The organism is Allostigmatella hybrida, assembly GCF_020103775.1.
In the GTDB taxonomy this organism is placed as follows: domain Bacteria; phylum Myxococcota; class Myxococcia; order Myxococcales; family Myxococcaceae; genus Hyalangium; species Hyalangium aurantiaca.
The window spans coordinates 67,803-93,149 of record NZ_JAHXBH010000008.1 but is presented as its reverse complement, the minus strand read 5'-3'; the positions used below and the strand labels follow the sequence as shown (position 1 = coordinate 93,149).

The 25,347-nt window shown below is 68.1% G+C and carries 23 protein-coding genes; 9 read left to right on the top strand and 14 right to left on the bottom strand.

Annotation, left to right across the window (positions count from 1 at the left end; all coding sequences use genetic code 11):
• Positions 1–16 precede the first annotated feature (16 nt).
• Positions 17–175 carry a hypothetical protein gene (locus KY661_RS16135; RefSeq protein WP_225411040.1) on the top strand — a complete coding sequence of 53 codons (159 nt, stop codon included), beginning with the start codon at positions 17–19 and terminating at the stop codon, positions 173–175.
• A 71-nt stretch (positions 176–246) separates the two neighbouring features.
• Complete coding sequence (locus KY661_RS16130; protein WP_225411039.1) at positions 247–771, top strand: RICIN domain-containing protein; 525 nt, start codon at positions 247–249, stop codon at positions 769–771.
• Between the two features lies 1 nt (position 772).
• Here KY661_RS16130 and KY661_RS16125 read toward each other — a convergent pair whose 3' ends face one another.
• Positions 773–1,258 (bottom strand): VOC family protein, encoded by a 486-nt coding sequence (locus KY661_RS16125; protein WP_225411038.1) that lies wholly within the window; start codon positions 1,256–1,258, stop codon positions 773–775.
• Positions 1,259–1,448: 190 nt separating this feature from the next.
• On the opposite strand from KY661_RS16125, the gene KY661_RS16120 reads away from it, so the two are divergent.
• On the top strand, positions 1,449–3,392 hold the full coding sequence (locus KY661_RS16120; protein ID WP_225411037.1) for a M3 family metallopeptidase: 1,944 nt from the start codon (positions 1,449–1,451) through the stop codon (positions 3,390–3,392).
• 55 nt (positions 3,393–3,447) lie between these two features.
• Here the strand turns inward: KY661_RS16120 and KY661_RS16115 are convergent, their stop codons facing one another.
• Entirely contained in the window at positions 3,448–5,949 is a 2,502-nt protein-coding gene (locus KY661_RS16115) for a glycogen/starch/alpha-glucan phosphorylase (protein WP_225411036.1), read from the bottom strand.
• A gap of 174 nt (positions 5,950–6,123) precedes the next feature.
• Between KY661_RS16115 and KY661_RS16110 the strand changes: the two genes are divergently transcribed.
• Positions 6,124–6,711 carry a DUF2378 family protein gene (locus KY661_RS16110; RefSeq protein ID WP_225411035.1) on the top strand — a complete coding sequence of 196 codons (588 nt, stop codon included), beginning with the start codon at positions 6,124–6,126 and terminating at the stop codon, positions 6,709–6,711.
• 7 nt (positions 6,712–6,718) lie between these two features.
• On the opposite strand, the gene KY661_RS16105 is transcribed toward KY661_RS16110, so the two are convergent.
• The 5 genes from KY661_RS16105 to KY661_RS16085 form a co-directional block, all read right to left on the bottom strand.
• The gene (locus KY661_RS16105) at positions 6,719–7,909 is read right to left on the bottom strand and encodes a peptidoglycan DD-metalloendopeptidase family protein (protein WP_225411034.1); all 1,191 of its coding nucleotides are present in this window, start codon (positions 7,907–7,909) and stop codon (positions 6,719–6,721) included.
• Positions 7,910–8,003: 94 nt separating this feature from the next.
• On the bottom strand, positions 8,004–8,576 hold the full coding sequence (locus KY661_RS16100) for a hypothetical protein (protein WP_225411033.1): 573 nt from the start codon (positions 8,574–8,576) through the stop codon (positions 8,004–8,006).
• 40 nt (positions 8,577–8,616) lie between these two features.
• The gene (locus KY661_RS16095; RefSeq protein ID WP_075007649.1) at positions 8,617–10,110 is read right to left on the bottom strand and encodes a SpoVR family protein; all 1,494 of its coding nucleotides are present in this window, start codon (positions 10,108–10,110) and stop codon (positions 8,617–8,619) included.
• 39 nt (positions 10,111–10,149) lie between these two features.
• Positions 10,150–11,259, bottom strand: a complete 1,110-nt coding sequence (locus KY661_RS16090) for a DUF444 family protein (protein ID WP_225411032.1) — start codon at positions 11,257–11,259, stop codon at positions 10,150–10,152.
• Positions 11,260–11,261: 2 nt separating this feature from the next.
• Positions 11,262–13,325 (bottom strand): PrkA family serine protein kinase, encoded by a 2,064-nt coding sequence (locus KY661_RS16085; RefSeq protein ID WP_075007651.1) that lies wholly within the window; start codon positions 13,323–13,325, stop codon positions 11,262–11,264.
• A 476-nt stretch (positions 13,326–13,801) separates the two neighbouring features.
• On the opposite strand from KY661_RS16085, the gene KY661_RS16080 reads away from it, so the two are divergent.
• Positions 13,802–15,379, top strand: a complete 1,578-nt coding sequence (locus KY661_RS16080) for an ArnT family glycosyltransferase (RefSeq protein WP_225411031.1) — start codon at positions 13,802–13,804, stop codon at positions 15,377–15,379.
• 4 nt (positions 15,380–15,383) lie between these two features.
• Here the strand turns inward: KY661_RS16080 and KY661_RS16075 are convergent, their stop codons facing one another.
• The gene (locus tag KY661_RS16075; RefSeq protein WP_225411030.1) at positions 15,384–16,334 is read right to left on the bottom strand and encodes a WD40 repeat domain-containing protein; all 951 of its coding nucleotides are present in this window, start codon (positions 16,332–16,334) and stop codon (positions 15,384–15,386) included.
• On the bottom strand, positions 16,335–16,787 hold the full coding sequence (ruvX, locus tag KY661_RS16070) for a Holliday junction resolvase RuvX (RefSeq protein WP_075007654.1): 453 nt from the start codon (positions 16,785–16,787) through the stop codon (positions 16,335–16,337).
• Between the two features lie 205 nt (positions 16,788–16,992).
• Between ruvX and KY661_RS16065 the strand changes: the two genes are divergently transcribed.
• Both KY661_RS16065 and KY661_RS16060 read left to right on the top strand, forming a co-directional pair.
• The gene (locus KY661_RS16065) at positions 16,993–18,078 is read left to right on the top strand and encodes a hypothetical protein (RefSeq protein WP_225411029.1); all 1,086 of its coding nucleotides are present in this window, start codon (positions 16,993–16,995) and stop codon (positions 18,076–18,078) included.
• Between the two features lie 6 nt (positions 18,079–18,084).
• Positions 18,085–18,606, top strand: coding sequence for a tetratricopeptide repeat protein (locus KY661_RS16060; protein ID WP_225411028.1), 522 nt, complete (start codon positions 18,085–18,087; stop codon positions 18,604–18,606).
• 58 nt (positions 18,607–18,664) lie between these two features.
• On the opposite strand, the gene KY661_RS16055 is transcribed toward KY661_RS16060, so the two are convergent.
• The 4 genes from KY661_RS16055 to KY661_RS16040 form a co-directional block, all read right to left on the bottom strand.
• The gene (locus KY661_RS16055; protein WP_225411027.1) at positions 18,665–19,858 is read right to left on the bottom strand and encodes a M48 family metalloprotease; all 1,194 of its coding nucleotides are present in this window, start codon (positions 19,856–19,858) and stop codon (positions 18,665–18,667) included.
• 58 nt (positions 19,859–19,916) lie between these two features.
• Complete coding sequence (locus KY661_RS16050) at positions 19,917–21,068, bottom strand: tetratricopeptide repeat protein (RefSeq protein WP_225411026.1); 1,152 nt, start codon at positions 21,066–21,068, stop codon at positions 19,917–19,919.
• 180 nt (positions 21,069–21,248) lie between these two features.
• Positions 21,249–22,367: an ArsA family ATPase gene (locus KY661_RS16045; protein ID WP_225411025.1), complete on the bottom strand. Its 1,119-nt coding sequence runs from the start codon at positions 22,365–22,367 to the stop codon at positions 21,249–21,251.
• Entirely contained in the window at positions 22,364–23,278 is a 915-nt protein-coding gene (locus KY661_RS16040; RefSeq protein WP_225411024.1) for an ArsA family ATPase, read from the bottom strand. Before KY661_RS16040 ends, KY661_RS16045 begins: the two co-directional genes overlap by 4 nt.
• A 162-nt stretch (positions 23,279–23,440) precedes the next feature.
• Here KY661_RS16040 and KY661_RS16035 point away from each other — a divergent pair, with 162 nt between their 5' ends.
• Together KY661_RS16035 and KY661_RS16030 are read left to right on the top strand one after the other, a co-directional pair.
• Positions 23,441–23,740, top strand: a complete 300-nt coding sequence (locus KY661_RS16035) for a hypothetical protein (protein ID WP_225411023.1) — start codon at positions 23,441–23,443, stop codon at positions 23,738–23,740.
• A gap of 46 nt (positions 23,741–23,786) precedes the next feature.
• Entirely contained in the window at positions 23,787–24,593 is an 807-nt protein-coding gene (locus tag KY661_RS16030) for a ParA family protein (RefSeq protein WP_225411022.1), read from the top strand.
• A gap of 6 nt (positions 24,594–24,599) precedes the next feature.
• On the opposite strand, the gene KY661_RS16025 is transcribed toward KY661_RS16030, so the two are convergent.
• Positions 24,600–25,292, bottom strand: a complete 693-nt coding sequence (locus tag KY661_RS16025; protein WP_225411021.1) for a polyhydroxyalkanoate synthesis regulator DNA-binding domain-containing protein — start codon at positions 25,290–25,292, stop codon at positions 24,600–24,602.
• Between the last annotated feature and the right edge of the window lie 55 nt (positions 25,293–25,347).

The window sequence follows — 25,347 nt, the reverse complement described above, 5'->3', positions numbered from 1 at the left end:
CAAGCTCACGTTTGGAATGATGACCTCGCTCGACGGCTACATCAACGACGCCAACGGCAAGTTCGACTGGGGCCAGAAGGACATCGGCGCGATGGTCAGGCTGGAGCGGCTCGACGCGCGCGCATTCGAGAACGGCGTCACCTTCGTGCGCTATGCGGTGCGAAAGGGAGCGTGAGCAGCCTGTGTCCGTAGACTAGGTCTGAAATCCCTTGATATGGTCTAATTCAGGAATAACCATTGGGAGGGATGTCCACCATGCTTTCACGCGCTGTCACGGCCGCTGCCATATTGTTTTTCGCGGTGCTGCCCTCGGTTGCCGAGGCTCAACAAACCATGCGGTACCGGTGGAATTGGGACTCCCAGGTGTTGGATGGCAGTGGCACCTGGGTGCAGACCAGTTCTTACCGGCCGGGCGATGACGCTCAGTTGTTCAACGTCATTCCGTCTGCTTTTGCCGGCTTCCACCTGATCCAGTCCCAGAAGGACGGCAACTGTCTCAGCCGTAAGACGAACAACCAGTTCGTGCTTCAGCCCTGCACGAACTTCAATCCGCAGTTGTTCAAGCTGATCCCGGAGCCCTGGAGCGCCAACATGCCTCCCGAGATGCGGATTTATCCCTACGTGATCAAGTCGGGCAACGAGTGCTTGAGACTAGAGACCGTCGCGGGTGTGCCAGGGATCCTGGTGGCTTCGCCCTGGTGCTACACCTCGGGAGACATGTGGAACGAGGTCTTCTTTTTTGGGGACGGGAAAACCCCCGTCCGCCTTTGAGTCAGGGGCTGCCCGCCACGAAGCGCGTGAAGGCGGAGACGACCTCGGCGGGCGCCTGCACCAGCTCGATCAATACGCCCTCGCCGCCCCGGGGGAACTGCTCGTTGCCCTTGGGGTGGATGAAGCACACGTCGAAGCCCGCGGCGCCCTTGCGGATGCCTCCTGGCGTGAAGCGCACGCCCTGGTCCTCCAGCCAGGCCACCGCCGCGCGCAGGTCATCCACCCACAGCCCCAGGTGGTTGAGCGCCGGGTCCTGGACGCGGGGCTTGCCCTCGGGGTTGATGGGCTGCATCAGGTCCACCTCGACCTTGAAGGGGCCCGCGCCCGCCGTGACGATGTCCTCGTCCACGTTCTCGCGCTCGCTGCGGTAGTTGCCGTGGGGCTCGAGCCCCAGCAGGTCCACCCAGAGCCCGCGCAGGGCCCCCTTGTCGAGTCCACCGATGGCGATCTGCTGAATGCCCAGGATGCGGAATGGCCGTGTGTGCATGTCCCGCGCACGCTCTCAAAGAGCCACCGCGCCGGCAAGCCAGCGCCTCGGGACGGCCTCCTGGGCCCCCGGGCTGTAGGAAGCTGAACGTCCCGGAGGCGTTCAGTGCTGGCCAGGTGGCCGTCAAAGCTGCTGCTCCCCCTGGCGTGCCGCATTAGCCTCGGGGACGACCCACTTTCAGGAGCACCCCGTGCCTGCCACTCCCGATGCGGCCCTTTTCGTGACCTGCCCGCCGGACGTCTTCCGCCGTGCCAGCGAAGAGGCCCTGGCCCAAGCCCGCTCCGGCATCGAGCGCTTCAAGTCCCTGCCCGCGCCGCGCAACACGCGCGAGGCCCTCGAAATCTACGACGAGGCCACCGCCGCCCTCTCGGACGCCAGCGCCCGCGCCAGCGTGGTGCGCCACAGCCACCCGGACTCGGCCATGCGCCAGTCCGCCGAGGCCTCCGAGCAGGAACTGGAGAACCTCGCCACCGAAATCTCCCTCGACCGGGGCGTGTATGACGTCATCGCCTCGCTCGATGTCTCCCAGGAGGACGCGCCCACGAAGAAGTGGGTGGAGAAGCTCCTGCGGGACTTCCGGCGCTCGGGCGTGGACCGCGACCAGGCCACCCGGGACCGGGTGAAGGCGCTCCAGGAGGAGCTGGTCCGCATCGGCCAGGAGTTCGACCGCAACATCCGGGGCGATGTGCGCACCGTGGAGCTGCCGCCCTCCGCCCTGGAAGGGCTGCCCGCGGACTATGTGCGCTCCCACCCCCCGGGCGCGGACGGCAAGGTGCGCATCACCACCGACTACCCGGACCTCGTGCCCTTCATGACGTACGCGAAGGACGGCACGGCGCGCGAGAAGCTCTGGCGCGCCAACCGCTCCCGCGCCTACCCGCGCAACGTCCCGGTTCTCCAGAGCCTGCTGGAGCGGCGCCACGAGCTGGCCTCGCTGCTCGGCTACGCGAGCTGGGCGGCCTACGCCACCGAGGACAAGATGATCCGCAGCGAGCGGAACGCCGGGGACTTCATCGAGAAGATCGCCGCCGCCTCCGGCGAGCGCTGCCGCCGCGACTACCAGACGCTGCTGGAGCGCAAGCGCAAGGACGGCCCGGGCGCCCGCCAGGTGGACCCGTGGGACCAGGGCTACCTGGATGACCGGGTGAAGGCGGAGCAGTACAGCTTCGACTCGCAGGCCATCCGGCCCTACTTCGAGTACACGCGCGTGAAGGAGGGCGTGCTGGGGCTCACCGCGCGCCTGTTCGGCGTGAACTACCGGCGGCTCCCGGATGCGCCCGTGTGGCACCCGGACGTGGAGGCGTACGACATCTTCCAGGGCGACACGCAGGTGGGGCGCTTCTACCTGGACATGCACCCCCGGGCCGACAAGTACAAGCACGCCGCCCAGTTCACCCTGGCCACCGGCAAGAGGGACCGCCGCCTGCCCGAGGCGGTGCTCATGTGCAACTTCCCCAAGCCCGGCGCCGAGCCCGCGCTGATGCTCCACCGGGACGTGGAGACGTTCTTCCACGAGTTCGGCCACCTGCTGCACCACCTCTTCGGCGGACACACCCCCTGGGCGGGCCTGTCCGGGGTGCGCACCGAGTGGGACTTCGTGGAGGCGCCCTCGCAGATGCTGGAGGAGTGGGCGCGGGACGTGGCCGCGCTGCAGACCTTCGCCAAGCACCACGAGACGGGCGAGCCGCTGCCCGCGGAGACCATCGAGCGCATGAAGCGCGCGGATGACTTCGGCAAGGGGCTGCACGTGCGCCAGCAGATGTTCTACGCGGCGCTCAGCCTGGAGCTCTACCGCCGCGAGCCCAAGGGGCTGGACACCACCGCGCTCGTGCGAGAGCTGCAGGGCAAGTACACGCCGTTCCCGTACGTGGAGGGCACCTACTTCCACCTCTCCTTCGGGCACCTGGATGGGTACTCGGCCATCTACTACACGTACATGTGGTCCCTGGTCATCGCGAAGGACCTCTTCACCGTGTTCCAGGACCAGGGGATGCTCAACCCCGCGCCCGCGCAGGCCTACCGGCGCGCGGTGCTGGAGCCCGGAGGCTCCAAGGACGCCGCGCTCCTGGTGAAGGACTTCCTCGGCCGCGACTACGACTTCCGCGCCTACGAGACGTGGCTCAACGCGGGGTGAGCCACGTCCCGGGGTGAGGCGTCGCGGGCCCTCGCAGGGGAGGGCCCGCGCAGGCTCAGGACTCCACGGGGGTCTGCTTCACCCGCCAGATCTCCTCCGCGTACTGCCGGATGGTGCGATCCGAGGAGAAGATGCCGGCCCGGGCCACGTTGAGGATGCACTTGCGCGTCCAGGTGTCCGGGTCCAGGTAGGCCCGCGCCACGTCCTCCTGCTTCGCGCGGTAGGACTCGAAGTCCGCCAGGACGAGGTAGCGGTCCTCCTCCAGCAGGCTGTCCACCAGCGGCTTGAAGAGGTGCTTGTCCTCCGGCGAGAAGAAGCCCGAGGAGATGAGATCGATCGCCTCCCGGAGCTCCTGGTGCTGGTGGTACACCTCGCGCGGCCGGTACCCGTGGCGCTTGCGCTCGATGACCTCGTCCGCGGTGAGCCCGAAGAGGAAGAAGTTCTCGTCGCCCACCTCGTCGCGGATCTCCACGTTGGCGCCATCCAGCGTGCCCAGCGTCAGCGCGCCGTTGAGCATCAGCTTCATGTTGCCCGTGCCGGAGGCCTCCATGCCCGCGGTGGAGATCTGCTCGGACACGTCCGCCGCCGGGATGATGCGCTCGGCGAGGCTCACCCGGTAGTTGGGCAGGAACAGCACCTGCAGCCCCGTGGTGCCCGCGTCGCTGTTGACCACCTCGGAGATGCCGTTGATGAGCCGGATGATGAGCTTGGCGGACTGGTAGCCCGGCGCCGCCTTCGCCCCGAAGAGGAAGGTCCGCGGGTGGATGATGGTGGAGGGGTCTCTCCGGGCCCGCATCCACAGCACCACGGTGTGCAGCGCGTTGAGCAGCTGGCGCTTGTACTCGTGCAGACGTTTGATCTGCACGTCGAAGATGGCCTCCGGGTTGAGGTCCACCTTGCACAGCTCGCTCACGTACTGGGCCAGGTCCTGCTTGTTCTGCTGCTTCACCTCGCGGAACGCCTTGCGGAAGGCCGCGTCCTGGGCGTGCTCCTCCAGCTTGCGCAGCTTGTCGAGGTCCGTCTCCCAGCCGTGGCCGATCCGCGAGGTGATGAGCTTGGACAGGCGCGGGTTGCACCACGTCAGCCAGCGCCGGGGGGTGACGCCGTTCGTCTTGTTGTTGAAGCGCTCCGGGTACATCGCCGCGAAGTCCGTGAGCACGTCGCGCCGCAGCAGGTCCGTGTGCAGCGCCGCCACGCCGTTGACGCTGTGGCTGCCCACCACCGCCAGGTGCGCCATGCGGATCATCTTCTCGTGGCCCTCTTCCACCAGGCTCATCCGCTGCATCCGCTCCTGGTCGAACGGGTAGCGGATCTGCACCTGGCGCAGGAAGCGCTGGTTGATTTCGTAGATGATCTCCAGGTGCCGGGGCAGCAGGCGCTCGAAGAGCGTCACCGGCCACTTCTCCATGGCCTCCGCCAGGAGCGTGTGGTTGGTGTAGCCGAAGGTCTGCTGGGTGATGTGGAACGCCTCCTCCCAGCCCAAGCGCTTGTCATCCACCAGCACGCGCATCAGCTCGGCCACCGCGATGGCCGGGTGCGTGTCGTTGAGCTGGATGGCCGCCTTGGCGGGGAACTGCCGGAAGTCCGTGTGCGTCTTCAGGTAGCGCCGGACGATGTCCGCGATGGAGCACGCGACGAAGAAGTACTCCTGCTTGAGCCGCAGCTCCTTGCCCGCCTGGAACGCGTCGTTGGGGTAGAGGACCTTGGAAATCACCTCCGAGTCGTTCTTCTCCACCACCGAGCGCTCGTAGTCGCCCGCGTTGAACAGCAGCAGGTCGAACTCCTCGCTGGCGCGCGCCTGCCACAGCCGCAGGGTGTTGACGGTGTTGTTGCCAAAGCCGGCGATCGGGGTGTCGAAGGGCACGCCGATGACCGTCTTGCCGCCCACCCAGCGCGCCGCGGACTGGCCATCCGCGCCGCGGTAGTGCTCCACGCGCCCGAAGAAGCGCACGGGCACGGCCTTCTCCGGCCGGACAATTTCCCAGGGGTTGCCGAACTTCAGCCACTCGTCGGCGCGCTCCACCTGGTGGCCGTTGACGAAGTCCTGCGAGAAGATGCCGAACTCGTAGCGGATGCCGTAGCCCATGCCCGGGTAGGCGAGGGTGGCCAGCGAGTCCAGGAAGCACGCGGCCAGCCGTCCCAGGCCGCCGTTGCCCAGGCCCGCGTCCGGCTCCATCTCGATGAGGGTGGTGAGGTCCACCCCCACCTCGCGCATGGCCTGCTCGGCGGCCTCGTACATGCCGGTGTTGATGAGGTTGTTGCCCAGCGCCCGGCCCAGCAGGTACTCCGCGGACAGGTAATAGGCGCGCTTCACGTCCTGCTCGTAGTAGGTGCGCGCCGTCTTCACCCAGCGGTGGGCCAGCCGGTCCCGCACGGCGAGGGACAGCGCCATGAACCGGTCATGCGCGGTGGCAGTCTCAGGGTTCTTCCCGCGCGAGAAGCGCACGTGCTCCAGAAAGCCACGGCGTACGTTCTCGGGCTCCCGGCCGGTGCGAGAGGCATCCTCGTCGGGGGTCTGCGGGGAGCTGGGGGGGGTGGACCTCAGCGGTTCAGCCATCGGAAAAGCGTCCTCTCAGTGGAACCACCCTGGGGGTCATGGAAGCCAAGGCGGCCGGTAAAGCCGGTTTACCCGACTGGTGTCTGCGGCTCCACCCTTCCGTGAACCTCTGCTAGAAAGCACGTCAGGACACCGGGGGGCCCACCTGAGTTGACTGACCGAGGCCCGGATTGCATGCCCAGCGACAGCCATGAGCTCCAGCAGCGCCTGGCCTTGGTGCAGCCAACACACATGGTGAGGGGGTTGGCCTTCAACGCCGTGCTGGCGGTGGTGGCTGCCCGCCAGGGGGACGAGGCCGCCGCGGCGCTCGTCCAGCGCGTGGGTTTGCCGCGCTGCGTTGATTTCTTTTCCTACCCGGCGGGCGACTTCCTGAGGCTGCTGTTCGCCACCGCGGACCTGCTGGAGCCGGAGCTGGGCTCGACCGAGGCGGTCTGGCAGGCGTGCGGCGCGGCGTGCCTGGAGCACTTCTTCTACATGTCCACCGTGGGCCGGGCGCTGGCGAAGCTCATCGGCCGGAATGATCCCCGGCGCGCTTTCTCCTACACGCCCATCGCGTACTCCACCCTGGTGAACTACGGCTCCCACGACTGCCGGGACATGGGCGCGCACCGGCTGCGGCTCGTGTTCAAGGGCGACATGCAGCCGGCCGCGTTCCACGAGGGCACGCTGCGCGCCGCGCTCCAGGTGGTGGGCGTGGAGGGCACGGTGAAGTGCACCCCCCACGCGCTGGAGCACACGGAGTTCCTGCTGGAGTGGGCCTGAGCGGGCCTCAGGGGGCCGCGCGCGGGCCCGGCCCGGCGGAGGCGGCCGAGGCGGCCACGGACACCGAGTCGAGCTGCGAGGCCAGCACCTGGACCTTGGACAGGTAGTCGGGCAGCAGGGTCTTGGCCAGAGGGTCGGCGCGGGGGAACTTCTGGTTGAGCGGGTTGACGAACTGCCCGCCGCGCTTGAGGGCGAAGTGCAGGTGGGGGCCGGTGCTGCGCCCGGTGTTGCCCGAGTAGGCAATCACCTGCTTCTGGCTCACCCGGGCGCCCGCGCGCACGCCGGCGCCGAACTTGGACAGGTGCAGGTAGCACGTCTCGAAGCCGTTGGTGTGCCGCACGCAGACGGTGTTGCCGCCCGCGCCCGTGTGGGCCGCCGTCGTCACCGTGCCGTCGGCCACGGCCCACACCGGGGTGCCAATGGGCGCGCCGTAGTCCACGCCGTTGTGGTTCTTCAGGTACTTGAGCACCGGGTGGAAGCGCGAGCCGAAGCCGCTGGTGACGTGGGCGTACTTCAGCGGGCTCTTGAGGAATGTCTTGCGCGCGCTCGAGCCATCCTCCTGGAAGTAGGTGGCCTGGCCGTCCGGCAGCGCGTAGCGGAACACCCGCTTGGTGCCCACCAGCCCGCCATCATAGGCGGCCGCCAGCACCTCGCCGTAGCGCAGCACGCGGCCCTTGGAGACGAACTTCTCCACCAGCGCGCGCGCCCGGTCTCCCTTGCGCGTGTCCCGGTAGAAGTCGATGTCCCAGGCGAACACGTCCGCCAGCACCATGCCGATGCCCGGGTCCTCGCCGGCCGCCAGCGCCGCCTCGTAGAGCGAGGTGCTGATCTCCAGCGTCACCAGCGCCACCTGCTTCTCCACTTCGATGGTGCGCTTGCTGCCCACGTACTTCTCGCCATCGCGGCGCACCTGCCACTCATCCACGGTGCTCTGCCGGTAGTCGAAGAAGTCCAGCTCCCCGTTGCGCATCACCAGCCGGAACTGGTCGCCTACCCGGGACTTGCGGAAGTCGAACACGCCCTCCAGCGCGGAGATGACCGCCTCCACCTGCGCGTCCGGCAGCGCCGCGTTGTGCAGGGCCTGCGCGAGCGTCTGCCGCGGCTCGATGCGGCGGTTCCTCACTTCATAACGGGACGAGGCGGAGGCAAGCGGCGCGGCGAAGAGGGCCGCCAGGCAGAGCAGGGGGGCGAATCGCATGGGCTACAGGAGTGTAGAAGAGGCGCGCGCCCATTCCCAAATCCTGGCCGGGGAATTTCACGTGCCCGCCTGGCCGCCTGCTCCGGGCCGGGGCCTACTCCCGCTGGCGCTTGAGGCGCTGGTACTCCTGCCACGCCGTCTCGGCCCGGGCGAGGATGCGCGTGAGCTCCTCCTCCTCGGCGGAGAGGGGCTCGTCGGGGACGGACTCGCCGCCTTCCGAGGTGCCCACGGAGCCGCCCTCGGCCGCCGCGTGCGCCAGGCGCATGGCGGCCGACTGCGTCGCCAGGCCCGGCCAGCTTGTCCGGCCGCGCTCGATGCTCACCTCGGCCCAGGGCTCGTCCGAGGCGTTCTCCAGCGGATCAAACACCAGCCGCGCGCGCAGGTCGCCCAGGAAGCGCACCATGAGCGAGCCCAGCACCTGCTGGAAGAAGACGCCCCTGGCGTCATGGAGGATGCAGATCTCGATGAGCTCCGCGCCCTCGCCGTCCAGGCGGAAGCGCAGGAAGCTCTCCTGCCCCTCGTGCTCCAGCGTCACCGTGCCGTCCTCTTCGCGGTCCAGCCGCAAGGGAAGGGCGTTGCGCTGCTCGCCCGGCATGCGTTCCAGCACGAGCTTGGGAAGCTCCAGCCGGAAGGACAGCACCTCCACTGCCTCGATGCGTGTGCCCATCCTTTTCGTCGCTCCGGTCGCCGGGCCCCCCCTGGGGACGCTACAGGTCGACCTTCTTCTCCGAGTGGTTCTGACCGTCGTAGCGTAGCATGACACCCTTGCCGTCGTACCGGGTAACGATGTTGACGGGCCGGCGCCACAGGGCTTGCAGGTTGCGCAGCGTCTCCCGGGCGTAGTCCCCCTTCAGGTCCTGCCCGTCGTGCTTGTGCGCCATGAGCAGCTCGCTGCGGTTCTCGAAGTTGCCGTCCACCACCTCGATGATGGGCTGGCCGAAGTTCGTCAGCCCCTGCAGCAGCTTGGACTTCACCTTCCGGAACTCCCGGTCCAGGATTTCCCAAGAATTCCGCTTGTCGTTGAAGCCGTAGACGAACAGCTTCTGCTCCAGGGCGAACTCGGCGGTGAGGAAGGTGTCGATGAAGGTGATGTCGTTGTAGTGCTTGCGGACCTCGAAAATCTTCTCGCGCCCGGCGCCCAGCTTCTTGTCCCAGGTGCTGCGGGCCCGGAGATCATCGCACTCGTCCCACTCCTTGCCGAAGCGGCCCTTGTTCCACCGGTCCTCGATGTCCCGCCACAGCTCGATGCCGAGCTTGTACGGGTTGAGGGAGCCGGGGCGGGTGCTCATGGTGCCCGAGTGCCGGTCCGCGTAGTCGATGATCTCGTCATCCTTGAGGGCCCGGCGCGTCATGATGGTGGAGTGCCAGTAGCTGGCCCAGCCCTCGTTCATGATCTTCGTCTGGCCCTGGGGGGCGAAGTAGTAGGCCTCGTCGCGCAGGATTCCGAGGATGTCCGCCTCCCACTGCTCCAGGGGGGCGTGCTCCAGGAGGAAGAAGAGCACGTCGCGCTGGGGGCGCTCGGGGAACTTCTTGGCCTTCTGCTTCTCCTCTTCGACCTTCTTGCGCTGGGAGTCGAGGAACTCGGAGGGGTTGATGAAGCCGCGCATGTACTCGCGGTTGACCTTGAAGCCCTCCACGCGCTCGTTGCTCTTGGCCTCGTCCTCGGCCCGCTTGGGGTCCGGGTTGCGGCGGATGTGCGGGGCGTGCTGGTCGATGAGGTTCTCGAGGCTGAGCGCCTTGTCGATGAAGTCCTCGACCTTCTCGACGCCGATCTTGTCGATCCACCGCCGCACGCGCGTGGCGTGGTTGGCCATCTCGTCGATCATCCGCCGGTTGGTGTGGCGGAACGAGAAGTTGTTCTTGAAGAAGTCGCAGTGCCCGTACACGTGGGCCATCACCAGCTTCTGGTCCACGTCCGCGTTGCTCTCCAGGAGGTACGCGTAGCAGGGGTCGTTGTTGATGACGAGCTCGTAGATTTTCGACAGCCCGTACTCGTAGCCCTTGGAGAGCTGCTCGTACTCCATGCCCCAGCGCCAGTGCGGGTAGCGGTTGGGGAAGCCTCCGTAGGAGGCCACCATGTTCATCTCGTCGTAGGTGACCACCTCGAAGATGGTCTCGAAGAAGTCGAGGCCGAACTCGCGAGCGTGGCCCAGGATCTCCTCGTTCAGCGCGGCCAACCGGGGGGTGAGGCTCTTGGGCATGGGGGAAGTGCTCCGTGAGGCAGGGGAGGGGGCAAAGCCTCAGCGGCCCTTGCCGAGGAAGTCCTTGATGGAGTTGTAGATGGCGTCCTTGTCGGTGATCTCGCTCAGGGCCACGTTCTGCTGGGCGCCCACCGCCTCGCGCAGATCCTTGATGAACTGCCCGCTGCCGTAGGGGCTCTCCACCTGGCCGTAGGCGAACTGGTTCACCGTGGGCAGGATGTCGTTGCGCAGCATGTCGATGCACTGGCGCGTGTCGTCCGCGCTCCAGTTGTCCCCGTCCGAGAAGTGGAACGGGTAGATGTTCCAGGCGCTCTTGGGGTAGTCGGCCAGGATGATGTCCCGGCAGAGCTTGTAGGCGCTGGAGATCATCGTGCCGCCGGACTCGCGGGTGTGGAAGAACGTCTCCCGGTCCACCTCGCGCGCCACGGCGTCATGGATGATGTAGCGCGCCTCCAGCCCCTTGTACTGGTGGCGCAGCCACGTATCGAGCCAGAAGCTCTCCACGCGGACAATTTCCTTCTGCTCGTCGCCCATCGAGCCCGACACGTCCATCATGTAGATGATGACCGCGTTGGTCTCCGGCAGGTCCTGCAGCTTGTAGCTGCGGTAGCGCCTGTCCTCCCGGGTGGGGATGATGACGGGGTTGCGCGCATCGTAGGTGCCGGTGGCGATCTGCCGCTTCAGGGCCTGCTTGAAGGTGCGCTTGAAGTGGCGCAGCGACTCGGGGCCCGTGGTGTTGATGCCGGTGTAGCGGATGCGCTGGGTGACGAGCTTCTCGTTGTGCCGCCGCTCGATGTGCGGCAGCTGCAGCTCCTCACCCAGAATCTGGGCCAGCTCGTCCAGGGTGACGTCGACTTCCAGGGCGTGCTCGCCCTCACCCTGGCCGGCCTGGTGCCCGTCCCCGGGCTGCTGCTGCCCGGGGCCGAGCGACTGACCCACCTCACCCTCTCCCTGCCCCACGCCGCCCTGCTCCTTGTGGCCGTACTTGAAGCGCGGGATGTCGATGAAGGGGATGGGGATGGAGATGGCATCCTTGCCCTTCTTGCCGAGCATCTCGCCCTTCTGCACGTACTTGCGCAGGTTGGCTTTGATTTTGCCCCGGACGATGGCCTTGAAGCGGGAGTGGTCCTGGTGGATCTTCAGCGACACGTTTACTCCTTCGCGTCTCCGCGGGCGAAGATGCTCGCCACGAAGTTGAGCACGTCCGTGGAGCAGATCTCGCAGTAACCGTAGTTCTTCATCATCCGGTCCTTCACGAGATCAATCTTCTCCTGGGTCTCCTTGTCCACCACGCTCGAGACGAGGTTCTTGAGCTTGATGCTGTCCTTCTGGTCCTCGAACAGCTTCAGCTCCAGCGCCTTGTGCAGCCGCTCGTTCGTCCGGTAGTTGAAGGTTTTTCCCTCGACGGCCAGCGCGCCGATGTAGTTCATGATCTCCCGGCGGAAGTCGTCCTTGCGGCTCTCGGGGATGTCGATCTTCTCCTCGATGGAGCGCATCAGCCGCTCATCCGGCTCCTCGTAGAGCCCGGTGTACTTGTTCTTGACCTTCTCCTTCTGGGTGTAGGCCTTGATGTTGTCGATGAAGTTGCCGCACAGCTTGGAGATGGCGTCGTCATCGGCGCTGATGGCGCGCTGGACCTCGTTCTTGACGGTGTCCTCGTACTCCTGCTTCACCGTGGTGAGCAGCTCCTTGAAGCGCTTGCGCGCATCCTCGCTGTTGATGAGCGAGTGGGTTTTCAGGCCCGCGTCCAGCTCGTTGAGGACCATGAAGGGGTTGATGCAGCCCTCGCCCTTGTCGCTCACCAGGGCGTTGGAGATCTTGTCCTGGATGTAGCGCGGGGAGATGCCCTCCAGGCCTTCCCGGATGGACTCCTTGCGCAGCTCCTTGATGTTGTCCTCGGTGAAGTTCGGAAGCGTCTTGCCGTTGTAGAGCTTGAGCTTCTGCAGGAGCGACAGGTTGTGCTTCTTGGGCTCCTCCAGGCGCGTCATCACCGCCCACATGGCCGCCATCTCGAGCGTGTGCGGGGCGATGTGCTTGCCCTTGATGGCGCGGGAGTTGAAGTCCTTCTCGTAGATCTTCACCTCCTCGCCCAGCTTGGTGATGTACGGGATGTCAATCTTCACCGTACGGTCGCGCAAGGCCTCCATGAACTCGTTGTTCTCGAGCTTCTTGTACTCGGGCTCGTTGGTGTGCCCGATGATGACCTCGTCGATGTCCGTCTGGGGGAACTTCTTCGGCTTGATCTTGTGCTCTTGCGAGGCGCCGAGCAGATCGTAGAGGAAGGCGACATCCAGCTTGAGCACTTCCACGAACTCGATGACGCCGCGGTTGGCGATGTTGAACTCGCCGTCGAAGTTGAAGGCGCGCGGGTCCGAGTCGGAGCCGTACTCGGCGATCTTCCGGTAGTTGATGTCACCGGTGAGCTCGGTGGAGTCCTGGTTCTTCTCGTCCTTGGGCTGGAAGGTGCCGATGCCCACGCGGTCCTTCTCGCTGAAGATGAGCCGGTTGACCTTGATGTGGCTGATCACCTTGGCGAAGTCGCCCCCGTACTGCGTCATCAGGTCCTTGAAGACGAAGCGGCAGGCGGGGCACAGCTCGCACCCGGAGGGGATGGTGTAGCCGGACTCGGGCGGGGACAGCTCGGCGTAAATCTTCGAGCGCCACTCGCGGGGAATCAGGTTGAGCGGCTCCTCGTTCATCGGGCACTTCATCTTCTCCTTGACGGTGGTGCCATCCGGCAGCTTCTTGTCGGTGGTCCAGGAGAAGGTGTAGGCGGCGCCCTCGGGCGCCTTGGAGTACTCCTCCATGCCCTTCTTGAGGAGGCGGGCGATGGTGGACTTGGAGGAGCCCACCGGGCCGTGCAGGAGGATGACGCGCTTCTCGGTGCCGTAGCCCTGGGCGGCGGACTTGAAGACGTTCACCAGCTTCATCAGCGGCACGTCGAGGCCGAAGATGGCGTCCCTGCCGCCGAACTTCTCATCGCTGAAGAAGTGGTAGCGCGTGAGCTTCTTCTTGTTGTCGATGTACTCCGACTTGCCGTGGCTGAGGATCATGTCGTGGATCCTCTGGTAGGCGGTGCGGGTGATTTTGGGGTTCTTCCGGACCAGCTCCAGGTAGTCCTCGAAGGAGCCCTCCCAGTTGAGCTCCGCGTAGGTCTTCGTGTCCTGGAACGCGGCGATCTTCGAGACCCACGAAACTTTCTCAGCGTCCTTCATGTCTCTCCCTCGCGGGCCCGCCGGGGGCGCGGGGGTACGCGCGCACGGAGAGCCAGAATTTGAACCTGGGGGGCTGCCCTGCCATTCCGATCTGATTCACCCCGCCACCGGGTCCCGTCAACGTCGGTCTTGGTGCCCCTTCGGGACCCCGCCGCGGAGTGGGACCGCGTGGTCAGCACGTGTCGGGGTGTCCCTTGGGGAGGCACATCCTTCACGGGGTGAAAAGGCACGATGATTATAGGGGCCCTGGCCCCGGCGGGTAGGGTCCTGACACCGGAAGCCCTCTTCGTGAACGTCCGGGACCGGTGAATCCGGGCTGGGAGACGTTCAGTTGTGAGCCAAAGCCCCCGTCATCCCCTGGTCCATAACGGCGCGCGTGGGTAGCGCGCAATGCCGGGTGTGGGGAAGAGGCGCAGGTGGAGCGCACGGGCAGAGCGCTTGGTTTTGGGGCTTGCCTGCGTATTCTCCCGCGCCGCATGGCGTCCGCTCTGTCCCCTCTGTCCGTGCCGTCCCTGCCGGTGAGCCCCGCCCGGGGGCCGGTCTCCGAAGGCGAGCCGAAACGGGGGTGGCTCCTGGGGCTGCTGCTCGTGGCGGCCCTGGTGCCCCGGCTGGTGGTGTTCCCCGTCAACGAGAACTATTACGGGGACGCGGTGGTGCGCACGGAGCTGGCGGAGCGCTGGCTGCGTGCCCCTCACCTCATCGAGTCCTTCAAGGACGGGGCGATGCAGTTCGGCCCCTTGCACTTCTACCTCGTGGGCGCGGCGCTGCTGGTGCTGGACCGGGAGGATGCGGGCCGGGCGATCAGCCTGCTCTTCGGCGTGCTGTCCGTGCTGCCGCTGTTTGGCCTCACGCGCCGCTTCTTTGGCTGGAAGGCCGGCGTGTGGGCCTGTCTGGCCTTCTCCCTGTGGGGAATGCACCTGCAATTCTCCACGACGGCGGGGAGCGAGGCGGTGTCGCTCTTCTTCATGCTCTGGGTGTTCGCGCTCTTCGCCCAGGCGCTGCAGGAGGGGCGGTTCGGGCCGCTGTTCGGGGCGGCCCTGGTGCTCAACCTCGCGTGTGCCATGCGCTACGACGCGTGGATGTACATCCCGCTCCTGGCGGCGATGCCGCTCTTGTGGCGCGAGGACCGGGTGTCCGGCGTGACGATGGCGGTGACGTTCGGCCTGCTGTGCCTGCCGTTTCCCCTGGCGTGGATGCAGGGCAATGAGCTGGCCCACGGCCATCCGCTCTTCCCCATCCATTATATCGACGAGTTCCACCGCGCCTGGAGCGCCAGCTCGGCGGGTGGGGCGAAGCATTGGGGGTTCCGGGCGCAGGGGCTCGTCTTCTGGCCCGCGGTGGCCCTCTTCACGCTCACCCCCGGGGTGGCGCTGTTCGGCGCGGTGGGCATGGTGAAGGCGTGGAAGGAGCGGCCGGAGCTGCGGTGGGTGGTGCTCGCGGCGCTGGTGCCCACCGCGTACTACACGTTCCGGAGCGCGGTGCTGCTCAACTTCGTGCCGCTGGGGCGCTTCACGGCGCTCCAGGTGGTGTTGCTGCTGCCCTTCGTGCTGTCCGGCTTCCAGGCGTGCGTGGGGGCGTGGGGGCAGGGGGCGCGCCGGGCCGTGGCGGGGGGCGCGATGGCGCTCGCGGTGGGGATGCCCGTGGCGCTCGGGCTCTACACCTTCCGCGCGGAGGGCGGGCCCCGGGACGGCTTGCGGCCGGTGAGCCCGACGTCCACCAACCCCGAGGCCGTGCGGCAGGCCGCGCGCTTCATCAAGGAGGAGGTGGCCGCGAAGGGGGGCGCCCTGGCGCTCGATACGGACGAGGGCTACCTGGACCTCCAGATCGCCTTCTTCTCCGGGCTGCCCGAGCTGCGCATGGCGCGCCTGCGCTGGGACACCTTCCGCCAGCGCCTCGCGGACGCCCAGCCCCACTACCTCGTGCGCTTCGACGGCGGCGCGCTGGTGAAGGATCCGGGGGTGACGCTGGAGGGCCGCACGCTGACGCTGGACGGCGTGGTGTACGAGGAGCTGGAGGGCTTCTCCCCGCCGGTCCACCTGTACCGCCGCCGCTGACGCGTCAGGGGGCGGAGGCCGGGACGAGGTGCAGCTCCGGCTGCTGGGGCTTGCGGGTCACCAGCCACCGGCCCTGGGGGGAGAGCGCGAGCAGCTCCCCGTCATAGGGAAGGGTGGCGGTGAGGCTCCCGGAGGGCACGGCCCAGAGGCGCACCTGGCCCGCGTCCACCGTGGCGAGCTGGCGTCCGTGGGCCAGAAAGACGATGGAGGAGAGGGCCATGGGGCCCGGGGACACCTCGCCGGCCCGGGCGCCCGTCGCCGCGGTGTAGAGGGTGATGGAGGAGCCGCCCACCCATCCGGCGATCCACTTGCCCTGCGGATCCACGGCGAACTCCGTGGCGGGGTTCGTGCCTTCGAGCGTTCGCAGCGGCTTGCCCGTCGCGAGCTGGTTCACCGAGATGGCCCCGTCCTTGTGGGCGACGGCGATCCAACCCCCCTTGAGCGGCAGCCCGAAGGCCTCGCCGGAAAAGGTGCGCTCCTTCTCCAGGCTCAGGTGGGAGACGGTGATGTCTCCTTCTCCCGAGGTCACCAGCTCCTTGCCCCCCGGGGCGAAGGCCACGTCGTCGGCCTTCAACATCTCGGGGAGGCCGCCCCAGCCGGGCAGCAGCTTGCCGGTGGCGGTCCGCCAGACGCAGACCTGCTCGAACAGGGTGGTGCGCATCACGGAGCAGGACGCCGCGAGCAGCTTTCCATCGGCGCTGAAGGTGCCCGGGGAGGAGATGGAGTCCACCTTCATCTCGAGCGTCCGGCCCTTCTTGCCCGTGGCCACGTCGTAGAGGGTGACGCTCGACTCCGACACGATGGCGAGCTGCCGCTCATCGGGGCTGAAGCTCGCCCCGGTGAAGTCGTACTCGATGGGGATGACGCGGGGGCGAGGCTCCGCACCCGCGCTTCCCCCCGTGAGCAGGAGGAGGAGGGCCGGGAGCACCCGGGAGATGCGCAGGAGCGGCTTCACTCAAGGCTCCGGGTCGTAGTCATCGGCGTGGAAGTCCTCCACGGGCCGGTGCGCGTCGAGCCAGCCCTGGAGGATGAACTGGGCGGCCATCTGGTCGATGACCTGCTTGCGCTTCTCGCGGGTGAGGTCCGCCTCCAGGAGCGTGCGCTCGGCGGCCACGGTGGACAGCCGCTCGTCCCAGTACTCCACGGGCACTTCGAGGGCCTGGCCGGCCGCCTCCGCGAACTTCCGGGAGGCTTCGGCGCGCGGGCCCTCCGTGCCGTTCATGTTGAGGGGCAGCCCGGCCACGATGCGGGACACCTCGTGCTCGCGCGCCAGCCGCACGAGCGCCGCGAGGTCCGCCTTGAGGTTGGTGCGCCGCACGGTGGTGAGGGCCTGGGCCGTGAGCCCCAGCCCGTCCGAGACGGCGACCCCGATGGTTTTGGTGCCTACGTCCAAGCCCAGGGTGCGCATACGCGCGGGACTCTAATCCCAATCCCGGGCCGTGGACTCCACCGTCCGCGCTTCGGGACGGAGGCAGGCCGGGGAGGGGGCTAACCGGCTGGATTCCCTGGCGGTTCCCGAAGGCGAGGCCCCGGCATCGCCGCTGCAATCGGTGGGGCTCACCCAGCGCGGCACCTGGCAAATCCCTGCCCCTTTCGGCCGCGTGGGAGAGGACATGTTCGACTTCATCAAGAACGCGTTGAACGCCTTCGCCGGTCCCATGGCGACGGTGGTCGACCTGGCGGGAGATGCCCTGGGCTTGCCCCCCGTGCTGACCAACTCCATCAAGGCGGCCACCGGGGTGATGACCGGCAACGTGATGCTGGCGGCCAGCGGCATGGCGGGGGTGGCCTCCGAGCTGACGGCCAACCCCTCGGCGCAGACCGAGTACTGCCCGAGCCCGGAGGTGGGCCGGGCGAGCGCGGGCTACGCGAGCCCCCCCTCCACCGCCTCCGCTTCCGCCGCGTCGCGGGGCGGGACGATGGACCCGATGTCCGTCACGTACCGGGATGCGCTGAAGACCCTGGCGGCCAACTTCAGCGTCTTCGACACGCTCCAGGGCAAGAAGGGTGACGGCAAGTTCAACCTGCAGACGCTTCAGGAGGCCGCCACCCACCCGTCGCTGTCCCCCGAGCTGCGGGATGCCGCGCGCTTCTTTCTCCAGCACCCCGAGTACCGGCACGTGCTGGACACGGCGAACAAGGGCGGCAACCCGGACGGCACCTTCAGCCAGCAGGACGTGCAGAAGGCCCTGAAGAAGGTGAACGCCGACATCGCGGCCTATGGCGTGATTGCCCCCCCGGCGCCGTCCCCGGGCTGCCCTCCTCCGGTGTCGAGTCCTCCGCCCGCGGGCCAGCCGGGAGGCCCTGGGAATTGCGCTCCACCGCCCGTGCCCCTGCCCACGCCCCAGCCGTCCCCGGGCTGCGGCGGGTCCTCCGGGAACCTGCGGGACATCCTCAACAACCCGAACATGAGCATGGAGGAGAAGCTCCAGGCCATCCTGATGATGATCACCCGCGACACGGATGATGAGCTGCTCGGGGTGATGTCGGAGATGGCGAGCCTCCGGGAGGAGCGCGCCACGCTGGGCTCGGGAGATGCGGGGCGCGCGGCGAAGCTGGACACGTCGATGGAGCAGCTCAACCTGCGCCTTCAGAAGCTGATGGAGAAGCGCAAACAGATGTTCGACCTGATGAGCAACATCTCCTCCAACTTCAACGAGATGGCCAAGACGGCCATCCAGAACCTGGGCCGGGCCTGAACCACCATGGGACGCATCATCAAGCACCAAGAGGACACGGCGATGGCTCTCTCGACGCAGACCGCGGAGAAGCTGAAGGCCTTTGCCCGGGGGGAGATGACCTGGGCGGAGGTGGAAGGGATGACGTTCGCGGAGGCGAAGGCCATTGCCCAGGTGGGCTGTGAGCTGGCCGCCGCGGGGCGCTACGAGGAGGCGCGCATCCTCTTCGAGGGGCTCGTCGAGGGGAACCCGAAGGATGGCGCCAGCCGTGCCGCGCTCGGCACCGTGTACCAGAAGCTGGGGCGCCAGGAGGAGGCCCTCACCGAGTACAGCGCGGCCCTGGAGTGTGATCCCCGCAACCCGGTGGCGCTGACCCACCGGGGCGAGCTGTACCTGCGCCAGGGCAACCGGCAGGGCTTCACCGACATCTCCCACGCCGTGGAGGCGGACCCCCAGGGCAAGACGGTGGCCGGCCGGAGGGCCCGCGCGCTGGTGAAGGCCATCACGCTCGTGGCGGTGGAGACGATGAAGGGAGCGCCCCGGGCGTAGCGGGGGGGCACGCCGCGGGAGGAGGGCTTTGGGGGAGGCCCTCCTCCCACGGCGGGGCTCACGGTCCGGAGACGGCGGCGATGCGCTCGCTGACGGGCGGGTGGCTCATGCCCTTGAGGATGACCCACCGGGGGGGCTCGGGGTCCATCTTGTTCACGCGGGCGGCCTTCACCAGCATCCGCCGGAACGTGGCCGGGTCGCCCGTGAGGCGCAGGGCATAGCGGTCCGCCTCCCGCTCCCGTTCCCGGGAGAACGCCGCCGACACGGGCTTCGCGGTCAACATGAGGAAGAAGAAGAGCACCGACAGCAGGGGCAGGGTGCGGATGTCCGCGAACCGGGGGGGGCCGAACCAGCCCCGCGTTGCCGCGCGCCGGAGCAGCCGGTCGATGAGGAAGAGCAGGGCCACCAGACAGAGGGCCGCGGCGATGCGGCCCGCCCACTTCGGCTCGTTCACGTGGCCGGCCTCATGGGCCACCGCGGCGAGCACCTCCTCCTCGGTGAACTCCTTCAGCAGCACGTCATTGAGGACGATGGTGCGGGTGGGGCCCTGGCCGGCGAAGTACGCCTGCACCCGCTTGGAGGCGACGGAGGTCTTCTCCACGAGCACATCGGCGAAGGCGATGTCCGCGCGGGCCATCAGCTCGCCGATGCGGGTGCGCAGGGGGCCTGCCTCCAGCGGGGTCTGCTCGAAGTAGACCTGGCTCCGGTAGGGGTCCAGCGCCGAGGACACCAGCATGAGCCCGGCCACGGGCACGCCCAGCACCAGCCACCAGCGCGGCAGCCGGCGCGCCAGGCCGTAGAGCCCGAGCACCAGCGTGACGGCGGCCACGGCCGAGATGCCCCAGGACTTGAGGGTGTCCCACGCGTAGGTGAGCGGGGTGTACGCCGACATGCCGTGGCGGTGTTCGAGGACGTAGTCGAAGTAGACGTCCGACGGGGCGTAGAGGACCTTGGAGAACACGTCCAGGAAGAGGGCGAAGAGCAGGGCCGCTCCCCAGCCGGGCTCACCCCAGAGCCGGTCCAGGGCCCGGAGGAGCACGCGGCTGACGGGGGCGGTGCGCAGGAAGGCGAACCGCTGGCCGAGCCGGGACGCCAGGGCCTGGGCCGCCTGGTAGAAGGGCCGGTTCAAGACCCACAGCAGCAGTGCCAGCACACCCAGGGAGACGAAGGGGTTCACGGCACTGCGGATGTAGTGCGGCAGGTAGTACGCCTTGATCTCGGCGAGCTGCTCGGGCGTGAAGATGGGCTCCATGGGCGGAGCCCCAGGCTATGCCAGCGCGTCTCGTACTGCCCAGCCGCCCCGGAGGACCTCAGGAGTGCGGCTTGGACACGGGCGGCGGGGGAGGCTCGGCCTCGGCGTCCGTCTCCGCGTCCGCGTCCGCCAGGAGCAGCTCCTTCACCTTGCGCAGGCTCTCGCGCGTCCGGTCCACGAAGGCGTTCTGCGAGCCGATGCGCTCGGCGGCCTCCAGCGTCCGCTCATAGACGTTGATGGACTTGGTGAGCAGCACGCGGATCTTCTTGCGCAGCTCCTGGCGGTAGATGCCCACCTCGTCGCCCGTGAGCTCCGGCGGGGCGGGCGAGTTCACCATCTGGTTGTACATGGTCTCGTACATGGTGCCGATCTGCGTGCCGGACGCCGTGGCCCAGTAGCCGTTGCCCACGCGGATGGCGCGCAGGTAGTGGCCCTGGGCGGACAGCAGCAGCTCGGCCTTGTAGTTGAGGTCCGTGGCGAGCGCGTCGCTGCCCTTGAGCGGATTGAGCACCACTTCCTCGTAGTGCAGCCGGTAGATTTCCCCGACGAAGAAGTGGGCCTGGGCCGGGTAGTAGTCGTCCACCAGGTCCTTGTCGTCGAGCGCCTCGTAGTCACTGAGCGCCTTGCGCAGCGAGGCCTCGGCCTGCTCCCGGCGCCCGGACTCCAGCTCGCAGATGCCCAGCTGCACCTGCGCCTCCAGGCGGCGGGCGGGCGGCAAGTCCTTGCGCCCGGCGAGCACCTGGAGCAGCGCCACCGCGTCCTCGAAGCGCTCCATCTGGTACTGCGTCTCCGCCACGCGGAACGCGGCGGCGAGCGCATCGCCCTGGCCCGTGGCCGCGTCCGCCAGCTCGGAGAAGCGCTGGTAAGCCTCCTCCCACTCCTTGAGGCGCTGGTGCGCGAGCCCCGCGTTGTAGAGCGCCTCGCGCCGGTGGCTGCTCTTCGGGTGGAAGTCCGCCAGGCGCCCGAAGTAGCGCGCCGCCTGCTTGTAGTCCTCGGCCGCGAACGCGGAGGTGCCCCCCGCGAACAGCTCCTCGTCGTTGAGGCGCTCCAGCTCGAGGTCGCCCGTCACCGTCACCGGCTCGAACTCCACCTCGTGCCGGGGGGAGGCCGCGCCGTCCGGCCGGGCCGCGCCGCCCGCCGTGCGGCAGCCCGTCAAGCCCATCAGCGCTGCTACACCCACCCACACCCACCGTCGCCACGTGCCTGCCATGTGCGTCCTCTGAGTCGCGTTCACCGGTTCGGCCCTCGCCCACCCCTGGGGTTCCTGACGCCGTCGCTGAGGAGACTGACAGTGGGGCGCATGCGCGGGTTCCGTCCGTGGGCCGCAGCTTAATGCCTCCGGGGCCGCGCGGCTTCCCGGAGGAGGGGCGCCGGCCGCCGGAGAACCGGCTCAGGCGAGCCGTTCGTCGCCCAGCAGATACTGGCCTGCCCGCCACAGGGCGGTCAGGTCATGCACGTCCAGGTCGAAGCGGGGCACCTGGATGATGGGCGTGTCCGGGCAGGCGCTCTGGATGTGGGCGATGCCCTGGGCATCCTGCTCGGCCAGGCTCTTCAGCTCGGCGAGGGTCTGCTCCACCTTGGCCCGCCGGGCAGGGGCCAGCCGGGCGGCGTCCTCCCAGAGCTTCTGGGGAGGCATGGGGTGGATGCGGTTCACCACCACGGCCAGCACCTCCATCTGGTTCTGCTGGAGCAGGCGCTGGAAGTGCAGCACCTCGTCCAGCCGCTCCACCTGGGGGCCGGTGACGAGCACGTAGCCGGTCTGCTGGTCCTTCAGCAGCTCGCGCACGCCCCGGGCGCGCTCGCGGAAGCCCTCGTTCATGGAGGAGAGCGCCAGCATGAAGCTGGAGAGCTCCTGGAGCGTCTCCACGCCGGTGAACTTGGAGAGCGCCTTGGTGACGTAGCTGCTGCCCAGGTTGAAGAGGGACAGGCCGACCTTGCCCGCCTTGAGCGCGGGGGTGAGCAGCCACTTGGCGGCCTCGTTGTCCATGAAGTCCAGGATGCGGTTGGGCGCATCGAGGAAGTCCAGGGCGTGCGCGGTGGGCGGGGTGTCCAGGACGATGAGCTCGTACTCGCTGCGGCGGCGCAGCTCCCACAGCTTCTCCAGGGAGATGTACTCCTGGCTGCCCGCGAGCGCCGTGGACAGCGACTGGTAGTAGCGGTTGGAGAGGATGCGCTCGCGCTGCTCGGGCGGGGCAAACCGGGCGATGAGCTCATCCCAGGTCTGCTTCATGTCCAGCATCATCGCGTACAGGTGGGCCCGGGGCTTCACCCCCAGCCCCTCCAGGACGATGGCGGGCACCTGCGTCTCCGTGTTGCCCAGCATGTTGAGGCCCAGGGCGTTGGCCAGGCGCTTGGCCGGGTCGATGGTGCACACCAGGCTGGAGCGGCCGTCCACCGCGGCGCGCAGGGCCAGGGTGGCGGCGACCGTCGTCTTGCCCACGCCTCCGGAGCCGACGCAGATGAGGACGCGCTTCTGGGCAAGCGCGGGGCCCAGCGCAGAGGGGCTCATGGGGTTCCCACCACCAGGGGCTCCAGGTGCTTCATGATTTCCTCGATGGCGGACCGGCCGAACGAGGGCACGAAGAGCCGGGGCACGGGGTAGACGGGCACGTGGAGGTTGCGCTCCAGCTTGGTGCCCGCCAGCACCGCCAGGGCGGCGCGGTCATGCTGCGTCTTGGCCAGGGTGTACAGCTCCGGGTAGCCGGCCAGCGCCTGCAAGTCGCCGTCGGTGAAGCGCTCGGAGAAGACGGAGTTGAGCACGGCCGCGTGGGTGCGGATGTGCACCTTGTCCCGCAGGGCCGCGTGCAGCTCCAGTGCCTCGTTCACCGGCAGCTCCTCGGGCAGCGCCACCAGCACCGCGGCGGTGATGGCCGGGTCCACCAGCAGGTCGCGCATCTTCAGGGCCTCGCGGGCCATGGGGCCGGGGGGCACCGTGCGCAGCAGCACCTGGGGCACGTTGAGGAAGGTGATGGCGTGGCCGGTGGCGGGCGCGTCCAGGACGATGGTCTCGAAGCGGTCGGTGCCGTCCGGGCGCTTCTCCTGCAGGTGGTAGAGAATCTTGCCGAGCAGCACCAGCTCCTGCAGCGAGGGGATGAAGCGCAGGAAGTAGCGCACCAGGCGGTTCTCGAAGACGGTCTTGTAGAGCGTCTCGAAGCGCAGCGTCATCAGCGCGTACTCGCGCATGGCCTCCTGGGGCCGCACGTCCACGGCCCAGAGGTTCTCCTCCAGGAGGCGGATGTCCGGGCCCGCGGGGGGCACCTCCAGGAAGCGGCTCACGCGCTCCTGGGTGTTCACCTCACACACGAGGGTGCGGCGCCCGGCACGGGCAGAGCGCAAGGCGAGCGCGGCGGCGACGGTGCTCTTGCCCACTCCCCCCTTGCCGGAGACGATCCACAGGCGTTTGTCGAGCAGGCCGGCCATAAACGAGCTTTCCACCGTAAGGACGGTGATGCGGCCTGTCAACGCGGCCGTCACCCGGTGTGGAGCTTGCTTGACACGCCGCGTTGCCCCCCCTCACAGTGCGTGATTTCTCTTCGGCCTCTGGTGCCCTCCTGGCCCCGGACGCGAGGAATCCCTACGGCCATGCTCAAGAACAACCCGGTGATGAAGAAGCTGGTGGAGACGGGCGAGGAGCGCATCGGCAAGATTGCCCAGCAGCTCCTGTCCAACGAGAAGTTCGTCGCCACGGTGCAGACGCTCGTGTCGCGCTCGCTGGCGGCCAAGGGCACCCTGGACACGGCGCTGCGCACGGCCCTCTCCGCGATGAACCTGCCGTCCACGGAGGACCTGGAGCAGCTGCGCACCCGGGTGGAGGACCTGGAGAAGCTGCTCACCTCGGTGGAGAGCAAGCTCGACACGCTGGTGAGCGATCGCAAGAAGTAGCCTCGCAGCAGCAGCCCCCCCGCGCAGCCCCCAGGAGCGGCAAGCCATGCGGCGTATCGCGTTCATCAATGAGAAGGGCGGCACCGGCAAGACGACGCTCGCGGTGAACACCGCCGCGTGGCTGGCCCAGGAGGCGGGGCTGCGGGTGCTCCTGGTGGACATGGACACCCAGGGGCACGCGGGCAAGTCACTGGGCGTGGACGTGCGCACGCTGCCGCGCAACGTCTTCCACCTGCTCACCGACAGCGCCGTGCGCCTGGAGGACGTGGTGCAGCCCACCGCCGTCGAGCGGCTGAGCGTGCTGCCCGCCTACAAGGAGATGGCGGACTTTCCCGTCGCGGTGGCCTCGGATGCGCGCCGCTCGCGCCGGCTCGCCGACCGGCTCGCCCTGGCGGAGGCCGCGGGCTACGAGGCCATCGTCTTCGATGCGCCGCCGTCCATGGGGCTCACCACGCGCAACATCCTGGTGGCCTCCACGGAGGTGGTCATCCCCGTGGCGCTCACGTACCTGTCGCTGGATGGGTGCGCGGAGCTGGTGGAGACGGTCCGCAAGGTGGGGCAGGAGGAGTCCTGCCCGGAGCTGCGCGTCACCAAGGTGGTGCCCACGCTCTACCGCAAGACGGCGCTGGCGGACGCCATCCTGGAGCGGCTGAAAACCTATTTTCCGGACGCGCTGGCCGCCACGCCCCTGGGCATCAACGTGAAGATTGATGAGGCCCAGAGCCACGGGCAGACCATCTGGGAGTACTCCCCCCGGAGCAAGGGCGCGGAGATGCTCGCCGCCATCGCGCAGGAGATTCACGATGCGGCCGCCCCCGGGAAGGACAAGGGACGGCCGCCGCGCGTGGCCTGAGGGAGCTCAGGACTTCGGGCGCTTCTCGATGTCGTCGAGCTTCTTCTCGAGGTCCTCGAGCCGCTGGAGCAGCGCCTGCATGTCGCGGCCGAGCGCCGGCAGGTTGCCGGCGAGGTTCTCGACGGCCTGCTTGACGCGCTCGTCGATCTTCCGCTGCCAGTCCTCGACGGCGCGCTGGCTGGCCTTGAGCAGCTCCGCGGGGCTGATGGCCGACGTGGGGCCCCCGGCGCCCTCCGGCTCGGCGGGCACCTCGGTGGCTTCGCCCGGGGCCGCCTCGTCGCGCTTGTCGTCGCGGCCCAGCAGCTTGTCCAGGCGGGACTCGGCGCCCTCGCGGATGGAGGCCACGCGGGACTCGGCCTCCTCGCGGATGGAGGCCACGCGGGGGGACACCTCCTTCTGGATGAAGCCCGAGATGGACTCGCCGGGGTGGCGGATGATTTCCCGGAGCACCGCGAGGGGCATCTGGTTCTTCTTCTTCTCCTCCTCGAAGATGATCTGGGCGAGCGTCACGGAGGTGAGGTCCTCCTTTGTGCGGTTATCGACAATCCGCACCTCGACGCCGTCCTTGATCATCGCGGCGATCTCATCGAGCGTCACGTACCGGCTCTCGACAGTGTCGTAGAGCTTCCGGTTCGTGTACCGCTTGATGACCTTCGGCTCCTTGCTCGGAGTGCTGGCTTGCTGCTCTGCTTCGCTCATGTTCGGTTCTCCGCCCACGTCCGAAAGCGTTGCGCGTGAAGCGTCGGAAAAAGCA

Coding starts and splice junctions, on each gene's coding strand:
- ruvX (WP_075007654.1), bottom strand. CDS start 16,787: ATGCGCACCCTGGGCTTGGACGTAGGCACCAAAACCATCGGGGTCGCC.
- KY661_RS16105 (WP_225411034.1), bottom strand. CDS start 7,909: ATGCGATTCGCCCCCCTGCTCTGCCTGGCGGCCCTCTTCGCCGCGCCG.
- KY661_RS16040 (WP_225411024.1), bottom strand. CDS start 23,278: ATGGCCGGCCTGCTCGACAAACGCCTGTGGATCGTCTCCGGCAAGGGG.
- KY661_RS16030 (WP_225411022.1), top strand. CDS start 23,787: ATGCGGCGTATCGCGTTCATCAATGAGAAGGGCGGCACCGGCAAGACG.
- KY661_RS16125 (WP_225411038.1), bottom strand. CDS start 1,258: ATGCACACACGGCCATTCCGCATCCTGGGCATTCAGCAGATCGCCATC.
- KY661_RS16110 (WP_225411035.1), top strand. CDS start 6,124: ATGCCCAGCGACAGCCATGAGCTCCAGCAGCGCCTGGCCTTGGTGCAG.
- KY661_RS16100 (WP_225411033.1), bottom strand. CDS start 8,576: ATGGGCACACGCATCGAGGCAGTGGAGGTGCTGTCCTTCCGGCTGGAG.
- KY661_RS16055 (WP_225411027.1), bottom strand. CDS start 19,858: ATGGAGCCCATCTTCACGCCCGAGCAGCTCGCCGAGATCAAGGCGTAC.
- KY661_RS16115 (WP_225411036.1), bottom strand. CDS start 5,949: ATGGCTGAACCGCTGAGGTCCACCCCCCCCAGCTCCCCGCAGACCCCC.
- KY661_RS16045 (WP_225411025.1), bottom strand. CDS start 22,367: ATGAGCCCCTCTGCGCTGGGCCCCGCGCTTGCCCAGAAGCGCGTCCTC.
- KY661_RS16025 (WP_225411021.1), bottom strand. CDS start 25,292: ATGAGCGAAGCAGAGCAGCAAGCCAGCACTCCGAGCAAGGAGCCGAAG.
- KY661_RS16060 (WP_225411028.1), top strand. CDS start 18,085: ATGGGACGCATCATCAAGCACCAAGAGGACACGGCGATGGCTCTCTCG.
- KY661_RS16065 (WP_225411029.1), top strand. CDS start 16,993: ATGTTCGACTTCATCAAGAACGCGTTGAACGCCTTCGCCGGTCCCATG.
- KY661_RS16130 (WP_225411039.1), top strand. CDS start 247: ATGTCCACCATGCTTTCACGCGCTGTCACGGCCGCTGCCATATTGTTT.
- KY661_RS16035 (WP_225411023.1), top strand. CDS start 23,441: ATGCTCAAGAACAACCCGGTGATGAAGAAGCTGGTGGAGACGGGCGAG.
- KY661_RS16135 (WP_225411040.1), top strand. CDS start 17: ATGATGACCTCGCTCGACGGCTACATCAACGACGCCAACGGCAAGTTC.
- KY661_RS16095 (WP_075007649.1), bottom strand. CDS start 10,110: ATGCCCAAGAGCCTCACCCCCCGGTTGGCCGCGCTGAACGAGGAGATC.
- KY661_RS16085 (WP_075007651.1), bottom strand. CDS start 13,325: ATGAAGGACGCTGAGAAAGTTTCGTGGGTCTCGAAGATCGCCGCGTTC.
- KY661_RS16080 (WP_225411031.1), top strand. CDS start 13,802: ATGGCGTCCGCTCTGTCCCCTCTGTCCGTGCCGTCCCTGCCGGTGAGC.
- KY661_RS16050 (WP_225411026.1), bottom strand. CDS start 21,068: ATGGCAGGCACGTGGCGACGGTGGGTGTGGGTGGGTGTAGCAGCGCTG.